Genomic DNA, 18,425 nt, shown 5'->3' on the forward strand with positions numbered 1-18,425 from the left:
AAACAGCGGAGATCTAGAAATGAGAAAAAAAGTATTTCTGGCATTATTGATGGTACTATCCGTTAACGAAATCGGTTTCACGCAAACAGGTCAGGTTTTAATTAACTCGAGTGCTGCTGATTCAGCGCATGCTTCGCCTTATAATCTCTATGGAGCCCGATATCCTCGAATCGAAGCCGATTCACGTGTTACCTTCCGCTTTAACGCTCCTCATGCAAAGAAGGTGCAGGTTTCTATCGCAAATATCGCGTTCGATATGGTTAAAGGCGATGACGGTGTGTGGACATACACCAGTGAACCGCAGGATAGAGGGTATCATAATTACTGGATGCTGGTTGATAGTGCTCTCGTGCTTGATCCGGCAACCGACGCCTTCATCGGTTACGGACATATGTGCAATGGATTTGAAATCCCCGATCCGGATGGTGGTTTTTATGAGCTCAAAGATGTGCCTCATGGAGCTGTGTTGATTGAGAATTACTTCTCCAAGACCACCAACTCCTGGCGTCATATTTACGTTTACACGCCTCCAGGGTACGAGGCAAACACTTCGCGCCGATATCCGGTGTTGTATCTTCAGCACGGTGGTGGCGAAGATGAACGCGTGTGGATTGAGATGGGACGAACCAATGTCATACTGGATAATCTGATTGCGGCCGGGAAAGCCGCCCCATTTATCGTTGTCATGGAAACCAGCGCTGCTTACAAACCGGGGGAAGTTCCTCCTCGGCCGCCTCAGCCGCGACCCGCCGGAGCGGGCCCTGGAGGCCAGCCCACTGCAGACGCCCGTCCAAGGATGATATTTTCATTTGAGACATACAAAGAGGTCATGATCAAGGATCTGATTCCTTTCATTGATTCACATTTTCGCACGTTAACCGAGGGTAAGAATCGTGCCATGGCAGGTCTGTCGATGGGCGGGATGGTGACCAGAACGGTCACGCTGGCTAATCTTGATAAATTTGCCTATATCGGGCTTTTCAGCGGCGGCAGCATATCCATAGAAGATGTCAACAATACGCCCGGGTTTAAGGAGAAAGTGAAACTCGTGTTCGTCAGCTATGGCAGCCGTGAACTGGAAAACCGCGCAGGCGGCGGACGCGGTCCTTTTGGCGGTGATCCGAAAGCGAACACTGAAGCTTTGCATCAAGCCGGCATCAACAGTGTTTTCTATGTCTCACCGCTGACCGCCCATGAATGGCAGAGCTGGCGGCGAAGCCTGTATGAATTTGCACCGCTTCTATTCAAAGAGTGAATCATTGACTACGTATCACCGATGGCGTTTGATAAAAAAATCAAGGAGGTTGTTTATGAAAGACAGGTTAATTCGTGTGTTATTTGCTACTCTTATAACCAGTGGCCTTTGTTTGGCGCAAACGAATCAGCCGGCTGCGGCCGTGGAAGATTTTAAGCCCGCATCTACCAATCAGCCGGGCAGGGAATATCCTCAGGTCAATTCCGAGGGCCGGGTGCGCGCCAGTATTTCGGCCCCTGAAGCTCTGCGGGTTCAGCTTGATATCAGTGCGGTAAAATACGATTTAAAGAAGGATGAGAAGGGCGTCTGGACCGGTGATTCGAATCCCCAGGACGAGGGATTCCATTACTATCAGCTCTGGATCGATGGAGCGGCGGTACCGGATCCCGCCAGTCTGTACTTTTATGGCGCAAGCCGCTGGGGAAGCGGCATCGAAATCCCGGCCAAGGATCAGGACTTTTATGCCCTCAAGAACGTGCCTCACGGTCAGTTGCGCGAGCTTGCCTATTTCTCCAAAAGCAACAACAGTATGCGTCGTTGTTTCGTCTATACGCCGCCGGATTATGACAAGGATACTGCAAAGCGCTATCCGGTGCTCTACCTGCAACACGGCGGCGGTGAAGATGAGACCGGTTGGGGCAACCAAGGCCGTGTCAACCTGATCATGGACAACCTGATCGCCGAAGGAAAGGCCGTGCCTTTCATTATCGTAATGGACAACGGCACCTGGACCTGGCCGGAAAATCTCCCCCGGCCCAAACCAGGTGAACGCCCCAAAGGCACCTGGCCTCCTGAAGGCTGGGCCGACGGTTTTAAAAAGACGCTGCTGGAAGACATTATTCCCATGATCGATACGACGTTCCGGACCCTGGCTGATCAACCGCATCGAGCCATGGCCGGACTCTCCATGGGCGGCATGCAGACCCGGGCCATCACTCTCGCGAATACCAAGACCTTTGCCTATGCCGGCCTTTTCAGCGGCGGCAGTTTCAGTCTCGAAGACGTGAACAAAGCTCCTGGATTCAAAGAGAACGTCAAACTCGTGTTTGTCAGTTATGGCAGCCGCGAGCTGGAAAATGGTAAAACCCGTTTTGGCGGCGATCCCAAGGCGGACACCGAGGCCCTTGCACAGGCCGGCATCAAAACTCATTATTATATCTCTCCACTGACGGCTCATGAGTGGCAAAGTTGGCGGCGCAGCCTGCATGAGTTTGCACAGCTTATTTTTAAAAATTGAGGGAGAACAATCATGAAATGCTATATCATGGGATTAGGTTTACTGCTGACTTTATGGATTGCACCCGGTTTGGCTCAGACAGATCAGCCAACCATCAAGGATGACTTTAAGCCTTCAACCCTGAACCAACCCGGTCAAGAGTATCCGCAGGTGAACTCTCAGGGTTACGCGCGGTTTCGCATTATGGCCCCTCAGGCCGACAGCGTCAAGGTCAATCTCGGCTTAGGCGGCACGATTCTTACGAAAACCGAGGATGGCGCCTGGGTGGGCACCACTGCAGGACCTCTGGACGAAGGCTTTCACTACTATCATCTTACAGTGGACGGCGGCGTGTTCAACGATCCAGGAACACTGAATTTCTATGGTTCTGTTCGCTGGGAAAGCGGCATCGAAATTCCCGCTCATGATCAGGACTTTTATGCTCTGAAGGACGTTCCGCACGGCCAAGTGCGACAGATTCTTTTCCCCTCCCAAAGCACCAACACCTCGCGCCGGGCGTTTGTCTATACGCCGCCTGATTATGACAAAGGGAAAAAACATTACCCGGTTCTGTACCTGCAGCATGGCTGGGGCGAGGATGAAACCGCCTGGAGTAATCAGGGCCACGCCAATCTGATCATGGACAACCTGATCGCCGACGGCAAAATCAAGCCGTTTCTCATTGTCATGACGTATGGCATGACCAATGAGATCAAGTTCGGCGGCCTCCGCAATTTCGACATCAAGCCGTTTCAAACAGTTCTTGTGGACGAACTGATACCCTATATTGATGCCAATTTCCGTACGCTTGCTGATCAATCCCATCGCGCCATGGCCGGGCTTTCCATGGGCGGCATGGAAACCAAAATGATCACCATGGCCAACCTCGACAAATTTTCGCACATCGGCTTGTTCAGCGGCGGAGCGTTCTCCATGGATGACGTCAACAAAACGCCCGGTTTCAAAGAAAAAGTCAAGCTGGTCTTTGTCAGTTTCGGCAGCCGCGAACTGGAAAACCGCGGCGCCAGAGGCTTTTGGGGCGGCGATCCAAAAGTGAACGCCGACGCGTTGCGGCAAGCCGGCATCAACAGCGTCTTTTTCGTCTCCCAGAATACAGCCCACGAGTTCCTGAGCTGGCGGCGCAGCCTGCGCGAGTTCGCACAGCTTTTATTTTGACAGAGGTTGTTACGCGATGGCCTGATCAACGATTTTCCCTTCGTTGATCAGGCTGCAACAAAAACTCCGCAGGGAAACCGGATGCATGGCCACCTGTCAGAAGATAAATGGAAGCAGAACGAAGAAGGTATTTTTACACAAAAAAACGAAGGAAACCACCGATGACAAAATTGCTGCCCATTTTTGTCCTGCTTTCCTGCCTGGTATTTCTCGCTCAGGCCGCAGAACAGGTCTATCAAAATGACGAACTCACCATCACCAAACTTGAAGACAACATGTGGGTGCTCGAAACGAATGATAATACCACGATGTACCTGGTGGAAGGCACCCAAAAAGCACTATTGATAGATACCGGAACTCGCATTGCGAAGCTCGATTCGATCATCACGCTTATCACGAAAAAGCCGCTGGAGGTCGTGATTAGCCATGCGCATCATGATCATGACGGGAATATTGGCTTTTTTAAAGAAATATGGATGCACCCTGCTGATACCGTTTTGTTTAATAAAGCTTATCAGGGGAAGGTCCATTTTGTCAAGGACGGAGATCTTTTTGATTTAGGCGGGACGCTTCTTGAAGTGAGTCATATGCCTGGCCATACTCCAGGTTCGATTGTTCTTCTGGACAGAAAAGCAGGAAACTGTTTTTCGGGCGATGCTTTTGGCTCGAATCACGTCTGGCTGCAACTCAAACCGCTCTCTCCGATACAAACCTACATCGAATCGTGTCTTAAAATGGAAAAGCTTATGGACAGCGGGATCACCAAAGTCTATTGCGGTCATTATGTTTACGTAAAAAAACCTTATGACAAATCCTATATCACGACGATGCGTCAGTTGGCCGAATCCCTGAGCAAGGGCACGGCCCCCGCGCCGCAACCCTACTCTGCCAAAGTTGGTTGCCCTAATCCGATGTCGGTCACGTCCGGCTCTGCCACTATTGTCTATGACCCGGACTATATAAAATTTCAGAAGACTCGAACCGGAAATGGATATCATTGATTCCATAGATAACAGCCTGATATCGTTATCGTTTAATTACACTTGCCGGTGGACGAATCCTTTTGGCTTTATTAAGGATTTCCGAGTAATGGTTGCTCATTCAAGTTTGTACAAAACGGTCGATAAACGCCGGACACCTTGAGTGGTCGTCGCAATATCCTAAAAATACGGGGTCACACTCTTTGTGACCCCGGCTGCTCCGTATCAGATTGATACTATATCAGACTTTATCAATTTCACAGCGGTCGCAAGTTCCAGCGCGCCTTGTCGCTTTCGGGGTCGAACCGGGCCAACGTCGGCGTGCTGTGGCCTACCGCAGTCAGAGCGAGTGATTCCTTGGCATTGGGCACGACCTTGGGCATGATGCGAAAAGTGCCGTCGGTCAACTGATCGATGCGCCACAGTTGTTCAGGATTACCGGTAAAGGTGGGTACTGTCACAACTTCACCATCAGCCGTGGCAGCCAGCGCGCGATCTGTTCCATCGATCACGATCTTGAAAAAGGGTGAGCCGGGATAGCCGCCGACACCGGCGACCGGTGTGATGGTCCATTTTTGATGGGGCCGCATCATAAAGTCGCTGAGACGCGTTTCGATGTTGCCGGCGGGCCAGTTCGGCAGAACCTCAGCCAGTTCCTGGAACGGAATGGGTTTCACGGGTTCTTTGGGGGGGCCCCAACCGCGCATGCCACCGGCCATGCGTACAAAATCAACCGTCAGTTCAAGCGCATAACCGCTGCGCTCGGACTGGATCTCATAGGTGCCTTCTCGAAAGTTGTCTCCAGCTATGGGCCAGCCGCCTTTCCAAAGCAGCGGGCGAATGTCCAGCACGCTGCGTCCGCTCCGGTCCAGATCGGCCTCATAGTGGCAGGAGAATTTCTGCACGCCGTCACCCAAATCCAGGAGGCCAAAGTGACCCGGCCCGACAAAGCGGCCGCTGGCGGCCACGACGAGTTTGCCCCCTCCCTTGAGCGCATCCCGGCCCATATTGTCGAGGTAGGGACCGGTTACCTTCTTTGAGCGTGTCACGCGAATGTTGTAGGTGGAATTGGCGCCGTCGCAGCAAGTGCCATGCGTGCCAAGCAGGTAGTACCAGCCGTCGCGATACATCAGCGCCGTGGCTTCCATGTCGATGCCAATGTCCACGGCCTGATTGTTGGGCATGCGCTTGCCCGTTTTGGGATCGAGTTCGATAAGCCGGATGTAACCGAAATAGGTGCCGTAAGTGAGCCACAACCGGCCATCGGTGGGATCGAGCAAAAAGGCCGAATCAATGGCATCGCAATCCTCAATACCGTCGCTCGAGGCGACTATGATATTGTCCTGAAAGCCGAAATCGGGTGACGATGGATCGAGCGTTTTGGTCCACATGACGTGGACATTAGAAGCGTGTCCACCGGCCAAGCCGCCGCCGCCCTCGGCATAGGTCACATAATAGCGATCGCCGATGTGTATAATATCCGGCGCCACTCCACCGCCGGGGCGCACAGCGCCACTATGCCAGGTCCAACCGTCCTCAGAGATCAAGCCACCCTGACCGGTGCCAAAAGTATAAAATTTACCGTTGCACAGCATGATGGTCGAGGGATCGTGAATATAGGGTTCACCATCCAAAGCCCATGCCGGGTAATAAAAACAGAACAAGACTAAACTGGAAATGAGTATTCCGAGCAAACGGGTTTTCATAAATCCTCCAGGTGTGGACGTTAGAGATCAAGAACCATCTAAAAGGATCTGTCACAATATTGCGACATGTATTCATGTATGCGGATACTACAGGCAACCGGGGGTACAGCCAGGAACTCTTCAAAATTCATTCTTTCGTGTTTTCCAGGCTCTGCGTAATATCCTTAATCGGTTTGCCATTCTCATCGATAAAGCGAACGCAGAAATCGCTCATGCCGGGGCCATTTATGACCGCCCCGCGAATAATGTTCGGCCCCTTATGGAGGGTCAAGCGTTTTGAAACGCAATCGTCCATAACCATGCGTCGGTCACCCGAGAGGATAACAGCTTCCTGGCCGTTGAGCCACCACATGGATGCTGAATTGGAGCCGACGGCCATGCGCACATTTTGCATTTCCCGAGGGCTGTGGACCACGGTAACAGCCCAGAACAGAACGCCGTACGTCGGTTTATTCAGGCCGTAGGCGAAGCGAAAAAGCTTCACGTTCCAATTGGCCGAATCTACGGCATGCCATAAGAGTTGCTCCCCGGCGACAGTCACCTGGTCGCCGTCGTGCGGGACTTTGGTGAATTGGCCGGGAAAATACTCGGTATTGAATGCATTGCGGATGTAGCTGTCGGTAAATACGGTGTTGCTGCGGTTTGGCTTGATGATCGGCTCCAGCAGCAGCCAGCGCTGCAGGAAACCGTCGGCATCCGGCGTTTTGGCGCCCCTTGCAGCAGGAGAAAAATATGGTGCGATGCTGCGAGCTGTATCGCCTGGCGCGGCGGCAAAAGTCGTCAACGCCAGTGCATTTACCAGAAGCATCAGGGTGTTGCGGAGTGTGTTCATAGCAGGGCTCCCAGGTTTTGCGATTTTTATTTGCATGATGAGAATAGTTTTTTTTGAAGTTAATGTACACGATTCGGAGTGCATTGTCAAGGATCTTTATTGACGAGATGCCGGAAGCAGCCGGCTGAGGTGATAGGCAAACAAACTCAGAATGTTTCGTATCGATACGGTAGCGACAGCGCTCTTTGACCTTTTCGACGGCGGTCCTCTCGGCGTTAATTAGTAAAACTGAATAGTGATTCCAGAACCTGGATGAAGTTTTTGTAGGGAAGCTCTATTTAAGCCTTTGAAAGTTTAAAACCATCATTGTCTAAAAATCAATAATCCACACAATAACAAACGGAGAAAAAAGATGAAAACAAAAACTGCGATTCTTTTGTCGTTCGTGATCTGCCTGGCTGTCCATGCGCAAAAACTGGATGGAAACTGGAAGGGCGCCATGACTGGACCAAACGGAGCTTTTGAATTGCTCTACACTTTCAAAGCCGATTCAAATGTGTTAAGTGGGAATGCTACTTCGGCAATGGGGTCCCTCCCGCTTGAAAATGGCAAAGTCAGTGGCAACACATTTTCATTCGATGTCAATGTTAATGGACAGGTATTCAGCAATACCGGCGTTCTGGATGGCGATATGATTAAATTAACCGTGCCGATGATGGAACAACCATTGGTGCTGACGAGGGTTGTTGAAAAATCCAAAATTGACGGCCAGTGGATCGGTAAAATCAGCGGTCCACAGGGAGACATGGAAATTACTTTTTATTTTACGGTGGACGGAAACAAATTGACAGGCAAAAATTCCACCATGATGGGTGAGAGTATCCTGATCAATGGCGCAGTGAACGGCGACGAGTTTTCATTTGATGTTGAGTTTCAAGGAATGACGATTGGTCACAAGTGCAGATACCTTAATGATGATACGATTGATGTAATTGTGGTAATGATGGGGCAGGAAATGCCCATGAAACTGGTCAGAGTTGTGCAATGAATTTTCTCATCGTCTTAAAGAATGCACAGAACATGCAGTCAAACATAATGAACCAGAGAGAGACATGATGAAACGCAGACTTGTAATGTTTTTGTGGATAGGGGTACTTTTGGCCGGCTCGAGGACCTTTTCACAAGATGCGAATTTTTATATTTTTCTTTGCTTCGGGCAGTCCAATATGGAAGGCAATGCCCAAATTGAAGAACAGGACCGATCGGTCGATGATCGTTTCCAGGTAATGCAATCAGTGGACTGTCCGGATCTGGGTAGAGTAAAGGGCAAGTGGTATACCGCAATTCCTCCTTTGTGTCGGTGCAGGACGGGGTTAGGCCCTGCCGATTTTTTCGGCAGAGCCATGGTCGCCAACCTGCCCAGGAACATCAGAGTAGGAATTATCAATGTCTCCGTCGCCGGCTGTAAGATTGAATTGTTCGATAAAGACCATTTTCAGACTTACGCCGCAACTGCCCCGCCCTGGATGATGAATATGATCCAAGAGTATAACGGAAATCCATATGCTTATCTTGTCGAAATGGCAAAATTGGCTCAGAAAGATGGTGTGATAAAAGGCATTCTGCTGCATCAGGGGGAATCCAATCCCAATGATAGCACCTGGACCATTCAAGTAAAACGCATTTACGATAATCTTGTTACGGATCTGCATCTGCGTCCCGAAATAACTCCACTATTGGCAGGAGAGGTTGTGCATAGCGACCAGGGGGGCGTTTGCGCCGGAATGAATGCTATCATTGCGCAATTACCGAAAGTGCTTCCCAACTCGTATGTGATATCCTCGCGCGGATGCAGTGATGCGCCGGATAATCTGCATTTCGATGCTGCCGGATACAAAAGACTTGGCTCCCGGTATGCGGAGAAAATGCTTTCTTTGCTCGGCTATGAACCAGTCAAGCCAACGGCGGTGCAGGTTGAAGAGGGGCTGCTGCAGGGAACCTTTGAACACGGATTGACGGTTTACCGCGGTATTCCTTTTGCTGCGCCGCCTGTCGGCGAGCTGCGCTGGCGCGCCCCACAGCCGGCCACGAAATGGCAAGGCGTGCGGCAGGCTGACAAGTTTGCTCCCGGCCCCATTCAGAGCTGGGGTCCGACTGCGGGTAAAAGTGAAGACTGCTTGTACCTGAATGTCTGGACGCCGGCGAAATCCCCGAACGACCGCATCCCCGTGCTCGTTTGGATCTATGGAGGCGGATTCAATGCCGGGTCCACTTCCGAGCCGGTTTATAGTGGAGAGAATCTGGCCGCTAAAGGCGTCGTGTTAGTCAGCATGGCCTACCGGGTTGGTCAACTCGGATTTATGGCGCACAGGGAACTGAGCGCGGAGAGTCCGAATCATGTTTCGGGAAATTACGGTTTGTTGGACATGATCGCGGGCCTGAAATGGGTGCAGAAGAACATCGCGGCCTTCGGCGGTGATCCCAACAAGGTCACGATATTCGGCGAATCTGCTGGAGGCATTGCCGTGTCTATGCTGTGCGCATCGCCTTTGGCAAAGGGACTGTTCCATGGCGCCATTTCGCAAAGCGGCGGCTCGTTCGGCCCGCCGCGTAGCACCACCTATCCTGGTGAGAACATGAAGCGCCTTGACGAAGCAGAGCGTAGCGGGCAAGCGTACCTGGACAGTGCGAAGATTGCGTCTATTGCAGAGATGCGGAAATTAAGCGCCGACAAACTGCCGGCCATTCGCGGGTTGGCTTGGCCGATCATCGATGGCTATGTGATACCCGACGATCAGTACAAACTCTATGAAGCCGGCGAATTTAACGACCTGCCGATTTTGGTAGGTTACAACTCGGACGAGGGCGCCAGCTTTATGCCGCCGAAAACACCGGAGGACTACATCGCCGGCGTCCAGAAACGCTACGGCAAATATGCCAAGGAATTGCTCAAAGCCTATCCCGTCGGTGCGACCACAGTGCCCAAGACAGCGCGCGACCTGGCTCGTGATGCAGCGTTCGGTTGGCATACTTGGAGTTGGGCTCGTTTACAGGCTGAGAAGGGCAAGGCGAAAGCCTATTATTACTATTTCGATCAACACCCAGATTATCCTGCTGACTCACCCAAAGCCGACAGCGGCTCACCGCACGGTCAGGAGGTAGCTTTCGTCTTCCAGCATCTCAATGCATCGGGCCCCATGGCGACCACCACCGATGCGGCCATCTCGGAGGCCATGGCAACCTACTGGACCAACTTTGCCAAATACGGTGATCCTAACAGCAAAGACCTGCCGGCATGGCCCGCTTTCAGCGATGCAAATCCGGTGGTCATGTACTTTTGCCGGACGCCGCATACAGGGCCGGTGCCCAGTCTGAAATCACTCAAGCGTCTGGACGCCTATTTCAAGTGGCGGCGGACACCGGCGGGAGAAGCGTGGGCGAAATGATTACTGCAGCAAGGAGTGCCGGCGAACGCCTCTAAGGCGGTCAACTGATAACTCGGCAAGCCCGCCCCAGGTAAAAGATGCATACTGGTCGATTGTAGATGGGAGATACTCTGTGAACAGGCTTTTCTTGATCATGGTTTTGTTTACCTGCGTTTCAGCGGTTGCGGCTCCGGTCGAATCGTATCAGAGAACAGAACGGGGAATCGAAGCGACGATCAACGCGGTAACCATTGAAATTCAGTTTTTTAATCCCTCAACCATCCGTGTTCTTAAATATCCGTCCGGCATAGCCTTTAACAAAATCAGTTTGTCGGTTATCGCGGCTCCGCAAAAGACCAAATTTGGCATTCATCAGCTTGAAGACGAACTGGTTCTGAGCACCGAAAAGGTAAAACTGGGGTTGAACCTGAAAAACGGCAGAATCTCCTTTGCGACACTTGCCGGCAAGCCGTTGTTGACCGAGAAAGAAGGAGGAACTGCTTTCATCGAGTTCGACGATGCCGGCGAAAAAACTTTTTCAGTGTCCCAGGCCTTCGTCCTGGCAAAGGATGAAGCCATCTACGGACTGGGCCAGCAGCAGAATGGGAAGATGGTGCAGCGGAACATCAAGCTGCATATGGTGCAAAACAATACGGAAGACTTTATTCCGTTTTTTCAGTCGACCAGAGGCTACGGGCTGTTCTGGGATAATTACTCGCCTACACTCTTTGAAGACGATCCGTACAGCACCAGCTTTAAATCGGATGTGGGCGAGGGTATCGATTATTATTTTATGTATGGCGGAAATGCCGACGGTGTAATTGCTTGTATGCGCAGCCTGACCGGCCAGGCGCCGATGATGCCTTTATGGACTTTTGGCTACTGGCAGAGCAAAGAACGCTACAAAAGCCAGGATGAACTGCTGGGCGTTGTGAAAAAATACCGTGAACTGGGTGTGCCCCTGGACGGCATCATACAGGACTGGCAATACTGGGGCAACAATTATTTGTGGAACGCCATGGAGTTCTTGAATCCCGAGTTCTATAATCCGCAAAAGATGGTTGATGATGTGCACAAGCTCAACGCGCACATCATCATTTCCATCTGGAGTTCGTTCGGTCCGCAAACAAAGCCGTACAAAGAATTGGATAAAATCGGCGCCTTGCTGGATATCAAAACCTGGCCGGAATCCGGTTCCGAAAAATGGCCGCCCAACATGGATTACCCGTCCGGTGTCAGAGTCTATGACCCATTTAATCCGCAGGCTCGTGATATCTACTGGAAGTATCTCAATCAGGGTATTTTTTCATTCGGCATGGATGGCTGGTGGATGGATTCGACCGAGCCGGACCACATGCAGTTCAAGCCGGCTGATTTCGACAATAAAACCTATCTAGGCTCGTTACGCCGTGTACGAAACGCCTATCCCTTGATGACGGTGGGCGGCGTTTTTCAACACCAGCGCGCCACTCGTTCAGACAAGCGGGTATTTATCCTGACCCGGTCTGCTTTTGCCGGCCAGCAACGGTACAGCGCCAATACCTGGTCCGGCGATGTGGTGGCCTCCTGGAAGGCGCTGCATAATCAAATTTCCGCCGGGTTGAATTTTTCTTTATGCGGCATCCCGTACTGGAACTCGGATATCGGCGGATTTTTCCTGTGGAATTTTCCGAATACTCTCAAGGATCCGAATTATCGCGAACTCTATGCCCGTTGGATGCAATTCGGCAGTCTCTGCCCCATGATGCGCTCGCACGGAACCGATGCGCCGCGCGAAATTTATCAATTCGGCCAAAAGGGCGATAAAATCTATGACGCGATAGCGGCATCGATCGACTTGCGTTACGCGTTATTGCCGTATATCTATTCGACCTCGTGGGAGGTGACCGCTCATCAATCCAGCATGATGCGTGCGCTGATGATGGATTTTGCGGACGATAAGCTCGCTCTGGATGTCAACGATCAATATCTGTTCGGCCCATCTTTGATGGCCTGCCCGGTCACCGAACCCCTGTATGTGGACCCACATATAACCGGATCGGATACCATATGGGTGGAGAATTTCAGCCTAACCAAGAGCAAAGCTGTTTATCTCCCTGGAGGCACAGACTGGTACGATTTTTGGAGTGGCGAAAAATTTCCCGGCGGACAAACCATAAATCGACAAGCTCCGATCGACGCCATACCATTACTGGTCAAAGCTGGTTCCATCCTACCCCTCGGTCCCAAAGTGCAGTATGCCGAAGAGAAAAAATGGGATGTCCTGGAAATTCGTATATATCCTGGCGCAGACGGCCGCTTCACTTTATATGAAGATGAAAACGATAACTATAACTATGAAAAGGGATTGTATTCCACCATCGCCTTCAGATGGGATGACAGGAAAAAAACGTTGACCATCGGCGGCAGAAAGGGTTCGTTTCCGGGTATGTTGTCTGAACGTATGTTTTATATTGTCAAGGTGGCGACCGGCACCGGCGTGGGATTAGAGACCGGGATCAAGTATAAACGCACCGTAGCTTACAAAGGTGAGCAGGTTATTGTAAGAATGTAATCTCATTTCATGAACTCATTTTTGACAGGAAACTAATTATGAAATCCTTGGAAAGACGACATGGTAAAAAAATATCAGGTATCGCCATGGTGTTTTGCATGGCAACGGTTCTTTTAGGACAACCTTTGCCCTATCAAAATCCGGAAAAGAGTTCTGAAGAAAGAGCGAACGATCTTCTGGCACGGTTGACTCTGGAAGAAAAAGCGGCCTTGCTGTGCGATGTGTCGGAAGCCATTCCACGGCTGGGGGTCAAAAATTTCAACTGGTGGAGCGAAGCTTTGCACGGCCTCGCTAATAACGACAGCGTCACCGTATTTCCAGAACCTATCGGCATGGCTGCCTCCTTTGACGACGAACTGGTTTATCAAATTTTCAGTGCGACCTCGGATGAAACGCGCGCCAAGTATCATCAAGCTGTGCGAAGCGGTCAGGGAAACAAGCGCTTCCTGAGCCTGTCCGTGTGGACGCCGAATATTAACATCTTCCGCGATCCCCGGTGGGGACGCGGTCAGGAAACCTATGGCGAAGATCCCTTCCTGATGTCGCGTATGGGTGTGGCGGTCGTAAAGGGATTGCAGGGACCGGCGGACGCCAAATACAGAAAGCTGCTGGCCTGCGCCAAACACTATGCGGTGCATTCCGGACCGGAGTGGAGTCGTCATGTCATCAACATCCAGGATATCGATCCGCGAGATTTGTGGGAAACCTATCTGCCGGCCTTCAAGGCCCTGGTTCAGGAGGCAGGCGTCCGCCAGGTGATGTGCGCCTATCAGCGTCTGGATGATGAACCTTGCTGCGGTAGTACGAGACTTTTGCAGAAAATTTTGCGCGAACAATGGAACTATCCCTATCTAGTGGTCTCCGACTGCGGCGCCATTGCCGATTTTTATACCAGCCACAAGGTCTCCTCCGATGCCGTGCACGCGGCTGCTAAAGGTGTGCTGGCCGGCACCGATCTGGAGTGTCAGTGGACCGACCACACCTATAAAAAACTGCCAGAGGCGGTGGCCAGAGGGCTGGTTACGGAAGAAGAGATCGATGCGCGGCTAAAGCGTGTTCTGATTGGGCGTTTTGACCTGGGTGAGATGGATGACGAAGCCCTGGTTCCCTGGGCCCAAACACCCCTATCGGTCGTGAACAGTGAGTCACATCGGCAACTGGCCGCTCAAATGGCGCGTGAATCCATGACCCTGCTTTTAAACAAAAACCAGATCCTGCCGTTGCGGAAAAATCGCCAAAAGATCGCTGTACTGGGCCCCAACGCCGATGATGAAGCCATGCTCTGGGGTAATTATAACGGCAAGCCGGTTCGCACCATCACGATTCTGGACGGTATTGTTTCGAAACTGGCTCCTGACCAGGTATTTTACGACAAAGCCTGCGATCTGGTAGAAGATAAAGTCACCAACAGCTATCTCTCACGATGTTCCATCGACGGCCAACAGGGTATGAAAGCGACTTATTGGAACCGTCCAGATTGGCAGGGCGAGGTAGCGGCTGTGCAGCATCTGGTCCATCCGATCAAACTGACCACCGCAGGGCAGCACGAATTCGCCCCCGGCGTCAGACTCGAAGGATTTTCAGCCCGATATGAAACCGTATTTATTCCTCAGGCCGATGAGGAGATCGTGTTCAAATGCGGCGCCACCGGTTTTTTTGAGTTATTGGTCAATGGCCAATCGATCATTCAATACAACAACTGGAGAACCTTGCCCTCCCGTCATCCTTTCGCGGTCAAGGCCGGACAAAAATATCAAATAGAGATCCGCTATGCTCAGTTGTATAATTGGCAAGCCAACCTCGAGTTCAATTTCGGCAAAGAGGTGGATGTGGATTATACCGACCTCATCAAAAAGCTTAAGGACATTCAGGTGGTGGTATTTGTCGGCGGTCTTTCCACTCTGTTGGAAGGCGAGGAAATGCCGGTTTCTTATCCCGGTTTCAAAGGTGGAGACCGAACCGAGATCGAACTGCCCGCCGTGCAACGCAATTGTCTTAAAGTGTTGAAACAAGCCGGTAAAAAAGTGGTATTTGTCAGCTGTTCGGGTTCGGCCATCGGTTTGATGCCCGAAACGGAGAGTTGTGACGCCATTCTGCAAGCCTGGTATGGCGGAGAGTCGGGTGGTTTGGCGGTTGCGGATGTATTGTTCGGTGATTTTAATCCCTCAGGAAAACTGCCGATCACCTTTTACAAAAATTTGCAGCAATTGCCGGATTTTGAAAATTACTCCATGAAGGGTCGCACCTATCGCTACATGTCCGATCCGCTTTTCCCCTTCGGCTTTGGTCTCAGCTATACGACTTTTGCCATCGGCGATGCGAAAGTAAGCAGGACCACCCTCCATAGGGATGAAACGCTCGATATGACCATCCCGGTCGCCAATCTGGGAAAACGCGACGGCGTCGAAATCGTTCAGGTCTATATCCGCAGGTTGCAGGATCCCGATGGTCCTTTGAAAACCCTTAGAGGCTTTCAGCGAGTCCATGTGGCTGCTGGAAAAACCGGCCAGGCGATGATCCGTCTGCCGTTCCATTCGTTCGAGTTCTTTGATCGTTCCCAGGGGCAAATGACCGTTACAGCCGGGGAATATGAGGTGTTGTATGGCAACAGCTCTGATAACCGAGATTTGAAAACAGCCAGGATCAACATTATTTAATCCCACTCCGGACAACCTGGAATCAGCGTTGGTATTGATTTTGAGGCACACCGCTTTTCTCACACCGGTGGCCGGCGGGGACGGTCGCCGGTCTGATGCACATCGGCCTGAACATGGGCCTCTTATATCACCGCATGAACAGCAGGTCCGGTTCCTCACCGTTTGCGGGATGGACGGATCTCATTCATATCAACTGGGAAGAAAGCAGATGAAAACAAATGCAGTAACCTTCTTTTCAGTACTCTGTTTTCTGTTGACTGTGCCAGGTCTGCGTGCACAGAACAAGTTATATCCTGATGAGTTTCCTCTTCAGGATGTCCAGTTGCTGGATGGGCCTTTTAAACATGCCCGCGATCTGAACCTCGAGGTTCTGCTGAAATACGATTGCGACCGTTTGCTGGCGCCCTATCGTAAACAAGCCGGATTGCCGAAAAAAGCCGAGAGTTATCCTAACTGGGAAGGCCTTGACGGGCATGTCGGCGGTCATTACCTCTCGGCCATGGCCATGAACTATGCCGCTACCGGTAATCCGGAGTGCCAGAGACGGATGAATTATATGCTGGCCGAACTGGCGGCTTGTCAGGAGGCCAATGCTGTCCATAACGCTGACTGGGGGATTGGCTATGTCGGCGGTGTTCCCAACAGTAAAAATATATGGCCCACCTTTAAAAATGGGGATTTCAGCGTTTATTTTTCCTCCTGGGTGCCGTTTTATAATCTGCACAAAACGTTCGCCGGCTTGAGGGATGCCTGGCTCTATGCCGGCCATGAAAAAGCCAAAACGATATTTCTGAGATTCTGCGATTGGGCTGTAAACCTGACCACCGCTCTGAGTGATGAGCAGATGCAACAGATCCTCGGCATGGAACATGGCGGCATGAATGAAATTTTTGCCGATGCCTATCAGATGACCGGCGAAGAGAAATATCTGCTCGCGGCAAAGCGGTTCTCACACCGGGCGCTGCTCGAGCCGTTATCGCAAGGAACAGACAACCTTGATAATAAGCATGCCAATACACAGATACCCAAGTTTATCGGTTTCGCCAGAATTGCGGAATTCGATCATGCTCCAGCGTATTTCAACGCGGCTCGATTTTTTTGGGAAACCGTTACTGCAAACCGTTCCCTGGCCTTTGGCGGCAACAGCCGAAGGGAGCATTTCCCCAGCAAAACATCCTGTATCGATTTTGTCAACGTTATCGACGGGCCGGAATCGTGCAATTCCTATAACATGCTCAAACTGACAGAGGATCTATTCAGAAGGCAACCTCTGGCAGAATATGTCGACTATTACGAACGAACCCTGTACAATCACATCCTGTCCACCCAACATCCCGGCCATGGCGGATATGTCTATTTCACTCCCGCGCGTCCCCGTCACTACCGGGTTTACTCCGTCCCCAACCAGGCCATGTGGTGTTGCGTCGGCACCGGCATGGAAAACCACGGCAAATACAACCAGTTTATCTACACGCACCGTGGTGATTCTCTGTTTCTGAACCTTTTTATCGCCTCCGAACTTTTATGGCGGGACAAAGGCGTAAGAATCAGACAGGAAACGACTTTTCCTTATGAGGAACGGACGACACTGACGGTGACGGAAGGCTCATGCGATTTCAAGCTTTTGGTTCGCTATCCGGGTTGGGTGAACAGGGGCGATTTGAAAATTAGGGTCAATGGAGAAAATTGGCCGTATTCCGCCCTTCCTGCCTCTTTTGTCGGCATCGAGCGGAAATGGAAAAAGGGTGATGTGGTGCAGATCGCATTGTCGATGCACAGTTCCATTGAACCTATGCCGAATGTCCCAGAGTATATTGCCTTTATGCATGGGCCCATTCTGCTGGGCGCCAAAACCGGATCCGTGGACCTGAAGGGTCTACTGGCAGATGATGGACGTTGGAGTCAATATGCAAGCGGAGAATTGCTGCCTGTCGATGAAGCCCCTATCCTGATCGACGATGATATGCAAACGATTGCGGAAAAGTTAGAACTGATAAAGGACCAGCCCCTCCAATTCAAGCTCGGTGTAAAAATGATAAATCCCGTTTCAGTCACACTGGAGCCTTTTTATCGTATCCACGATAGCAGGTACATGATCTACTGGTTAGCGCTGACAAATAAAGGGTACCGGGTTTATTTGGATTCGTTGGCCAACATAGAAAAAGCAGCTCTGGCGTTGGATAAGCGCACGATCGATCTGGTGCGTGCCGGCGAGCAACAGCCGGAAGCGGATCATGCTCTGCAAAAGGAAAACTCGGAAACCGGCAACAACCTGAATGAGTCGTGGCGTGACGCGCGCGATGGCGGGTATTTTAGTTATCATATGGCTACCAATTCTGAAACAGACCTTTGCCTGTTTGTGCGTTATTGGGGTGCAGAATGGGGCAACCGCAAGTTCGATATCTATATCGACGAAGAAAAATTGACGACTGAGGACAATACCAACCGATGGAATCAGTCGTTGTTTCAGGATGTGGTCCATCCCATCCCCGATTCCATGGTAAAAGGGAAAACCCATGTCCGGATCAAGTTCCAGGCTCATCCGGGAAATACGGCCGGCGCTGTTTATGCTGTCCGTTTGCTAAGAGCCCAGGCCAGGGGTAATGATAGATGAAGGCTGTATCGGCGCCGGCAGAGCCAATGAGAGATTGCGGGCTGGCTGGCAGCAGCCATTGGCCTGCGTA

At 51.3% G+C, this 18,425-nt stretch carries 11 protein-coding genes and 1 pseudogene; 10 read left to right on the plus strand and 2 right to left on the minus strand.

Annotation, left to right across the window (positions count from 1 at the left end; all coding sequences use genetic code 11):
- Positions 1 to 49: 49 nt before the first annotated feature.
- The 4 genes from PLH32_16700 (at position 50) to PLH32_16715 (ending at position 4,648) form a co-directional block, all read left to right on the plus strand.
- Positions 50 to 1,255 (plus strand): alpha/beta hydrolase-fold protein, encoded by a 1,206-nt coding sequence (locus PLH32_16700; GenBank protein ID HQJ66247.1) that lies wholly within the window; start codon positions 50 to 52, stop codon positions 1,253 to 1,255.
- Between the two features lie 55 nt (positions 1,256 to 1,310).
- On the plus strand, positions 1,311 to 2,492 hold the full coding sequence (locus PLH32_16705) for an alpha/beta hydrolase-fold protein (protein HQJ66248.1): 1,182 nt from the start codon (positions 1,311 to 1,313) through the stop codon (positions 2,490 to 2,492).
- A 12-nt stretch (positions 2,493 to 2,504) separates the two neighbouring features.
- A complete protein-coding gene (locus PLH32_16710) occupies positions 2,505 to 3,647 on the plus strand; it encodes an alpha/beta hydrolase-fold protein (GenBank protein HQJ66249.1) in 1,143 nt (380 codons plus the stop codon).
- Positions 3,648 to 3,808: 161 nt separating this feature from the next.
- On the plus strand, positions 3,809 to 4,648 hold the full coding sequence (locus tag PLH32_16715; GenBank protein ID HQJ66250.1) for an MBL fold metallo-hydrolase: 840 nt from the start codon (positions 3,809 to 3,811) through the stop codon (positions 4,646 to 4,648).
- A gap of 236 nt (positions 4,649 to 4,884) precedes the next feature.
- On the opposite strand, the gene PLH32_16720 is transcribed toward PLH32_16715, so the two are convergent.
- Positions 4,885 to 6,333 carry a family 43 glycosylhydrolase gene (locus PLH32_16720; GenBank protein HQJ66251.1) on the minus strand — a complete coding sequence of 483 codons (1,449 nt, stop codon included), beginning with the start codon at positions 6,331 to 6,333 and terminating at the stop codon, positions 4,885 to 4,887.
- Positions 6,334 to 6,460: 127 nt separating this feature from the next.
- Complete coding sequence (locus PLH32_16725) at positions 6,461 to 7,165, minus strand: acetylxylan esterase (protein HQJ66252.1); 705 nt, start codon at positions 7,163 to 7,165, stop codon at positions 6,461 to 6,463.
- 352 nt (positions 7,166 to 7,517) lie between these two features.
- On the opposite strand from PLH32_16725, the gene PLH32_16730 reads away from it, so the two are divergent.
- The 6 genes and pseudogenes from PLH32_16730 (at position 7,518) to PLH32_16755 (ending at position 18,355) form a co-directional block, all read left to right on the plus strand.
- On the plus strand, positions 7,518 to 8,153 hold the full coding sequence (locus PLH32_16730; protein ID HQJ66253.1) for a hypothetical protein: 636 nt from the start codon (positions 7,518 to 7,520) through the stop codon (positions 8,151 to 8,153).
- Between the two features lie 67 nt (positions 8,154 to 8,220).
- A pseudogene (locus PLH32_16735) lies at positions 8,221 to 9,051 on the plus strand (sialate O-acetylesterase).
- The gene (locus tag PLH32_16740) at positions 9,031 to 10,551 is read left to right on the plus strand and encodes a carboxylesterase family protein (protein HQJ66254.1); all 1,521 of its coding nucleotides are present in this window, start codon (positions 9,031 to 9,033) and stop codon (positions 10,549 to 10,551) included. Before PLH32_16735 ends, PLH32_16740 begins: the two are co-directional and overlap by 21 nt.
- 133 nt (positions 10,552 to 10,684) lie before the next feature.
- On the plus strand, positions 10,685 to 13,084 hold the full coding sequence (locus tag PLH32_16745; GenBank protein HQJ66255.1) for a glycoside hydrolase family 31 protein: 2,400 nt from the start codon (positions 10,685 to 10,687) through the stop codon (positions 13,082 to 13,084).
- Between the two features lie 86 nt (positions 13,085 to 13,170).
- Positions 13,171 to 15,741, plus strand: a complete 2,571-nt coding sequence (locus tag PLH32_16750) for a glycoside hydrolase family 3 C-terminal domain-containing protein (GenBank protein ID HQJ66256.1) — start codon at positions 13,171 to 13,173, stop codon at positions 15,739 to 15,741.
- A 208-nt stretch (positions 15,742 to 15,949) separates the two neighbouring features.
- On the plus strand, positions 15,950 to 18,355 hold the full coding sequence (locus PLH32_16755; protein HQJ66257.1) for a glycoside hydrolase family 127 protein: 2,406 nt from the start codon (positions 15,950 to 15,952) through the stop codon (positions 18,353 to 18,355).
- The last annotated feature ends 70 nt before the right edge of the window (positions 18,356 to 18,425 follow it).

The organism is bacterium, from assembly GCA_035419245.1.
Lineage (GTDB): Bacteria > Zhuqueibacterota > Zhuqueibacteria > Residuimicrobiales > Residuimicrobiaceae > JAKPUX01.

Coding starts and splice junctions, on each gene's coding strand:
- PLH32_16700 (HQJ66247.1), top strand. CDS start 50: ATGGTACTATCCGTTAACGAAATCGGTTTCACGCAAACAGGTCAGGTT.
- PLH32_16705 (HQJ66248.1), top strand. CDS start 1,311: ATGAAAGACAGGTTAATTCGTGTGTTATTTGCTACTCTTATAACCAGT.
- PLH32_16710 (HQJ66249.1), top strand. CDS start 2,505: ATGAAATGCTATATCATGGGATTAGGTTTACTGCTGACTTTATGGATT.
- PLH32_16715 (HQJ66250.1), top strand. CDS start 3,809: ATGACAAAATTGCTGCCCATTTTTGTCCTGCTTTCCTGCCTGGTATTT.
- PLH32_16720 (HQJ66251.1), bottom strand. CDS start 6,333: ATGAAAACCCGTTTGCTCGGAATACTCATTTCCAGTTTAGTCTTGTTC.
- PLH32_16725 (HQJ66252.1), bottom strand. CDS start 7,165: ATGAACACACTCCGCAACACCCTGATGCTTCTGGTAAATGCACTGGCG.
- PLH32_16730 (HQJ66253.1), top strand. CDS start 7,518: ATGAAAACAAAAACTGCGATTCTTTTGTCGTTCGTGATCTGCCTGGCT.
- PLH32_16740 (HQJ66254.1), top strand. CDS start 9,031: ATGCTTTCTTTGCTCGGCTATGAACCAGTCAAGCCAACGGCGGTGCAG.
- PLH32_16745 (HQJ66255.1), top strand. CDS start 10,685: ATGGTTTTGTTTACCTGCGTTTCAGCGGTTGCGGCTCCGGTCGAATCG.
- PLH32_16750 (HQJ66256.1), top strand. CDS start 13,171: ATGGTGTTTTGCATGGCAACGGTTCTTTTAGGACAACCTTTGCCCTAT.
- PLH32_16755 (HQJ66257.1), top strand. CDS start 15,950: ATGAAAACAAATGCAGTAACCTTCTTTTCAGTACTCTGTTTTCTGTTG.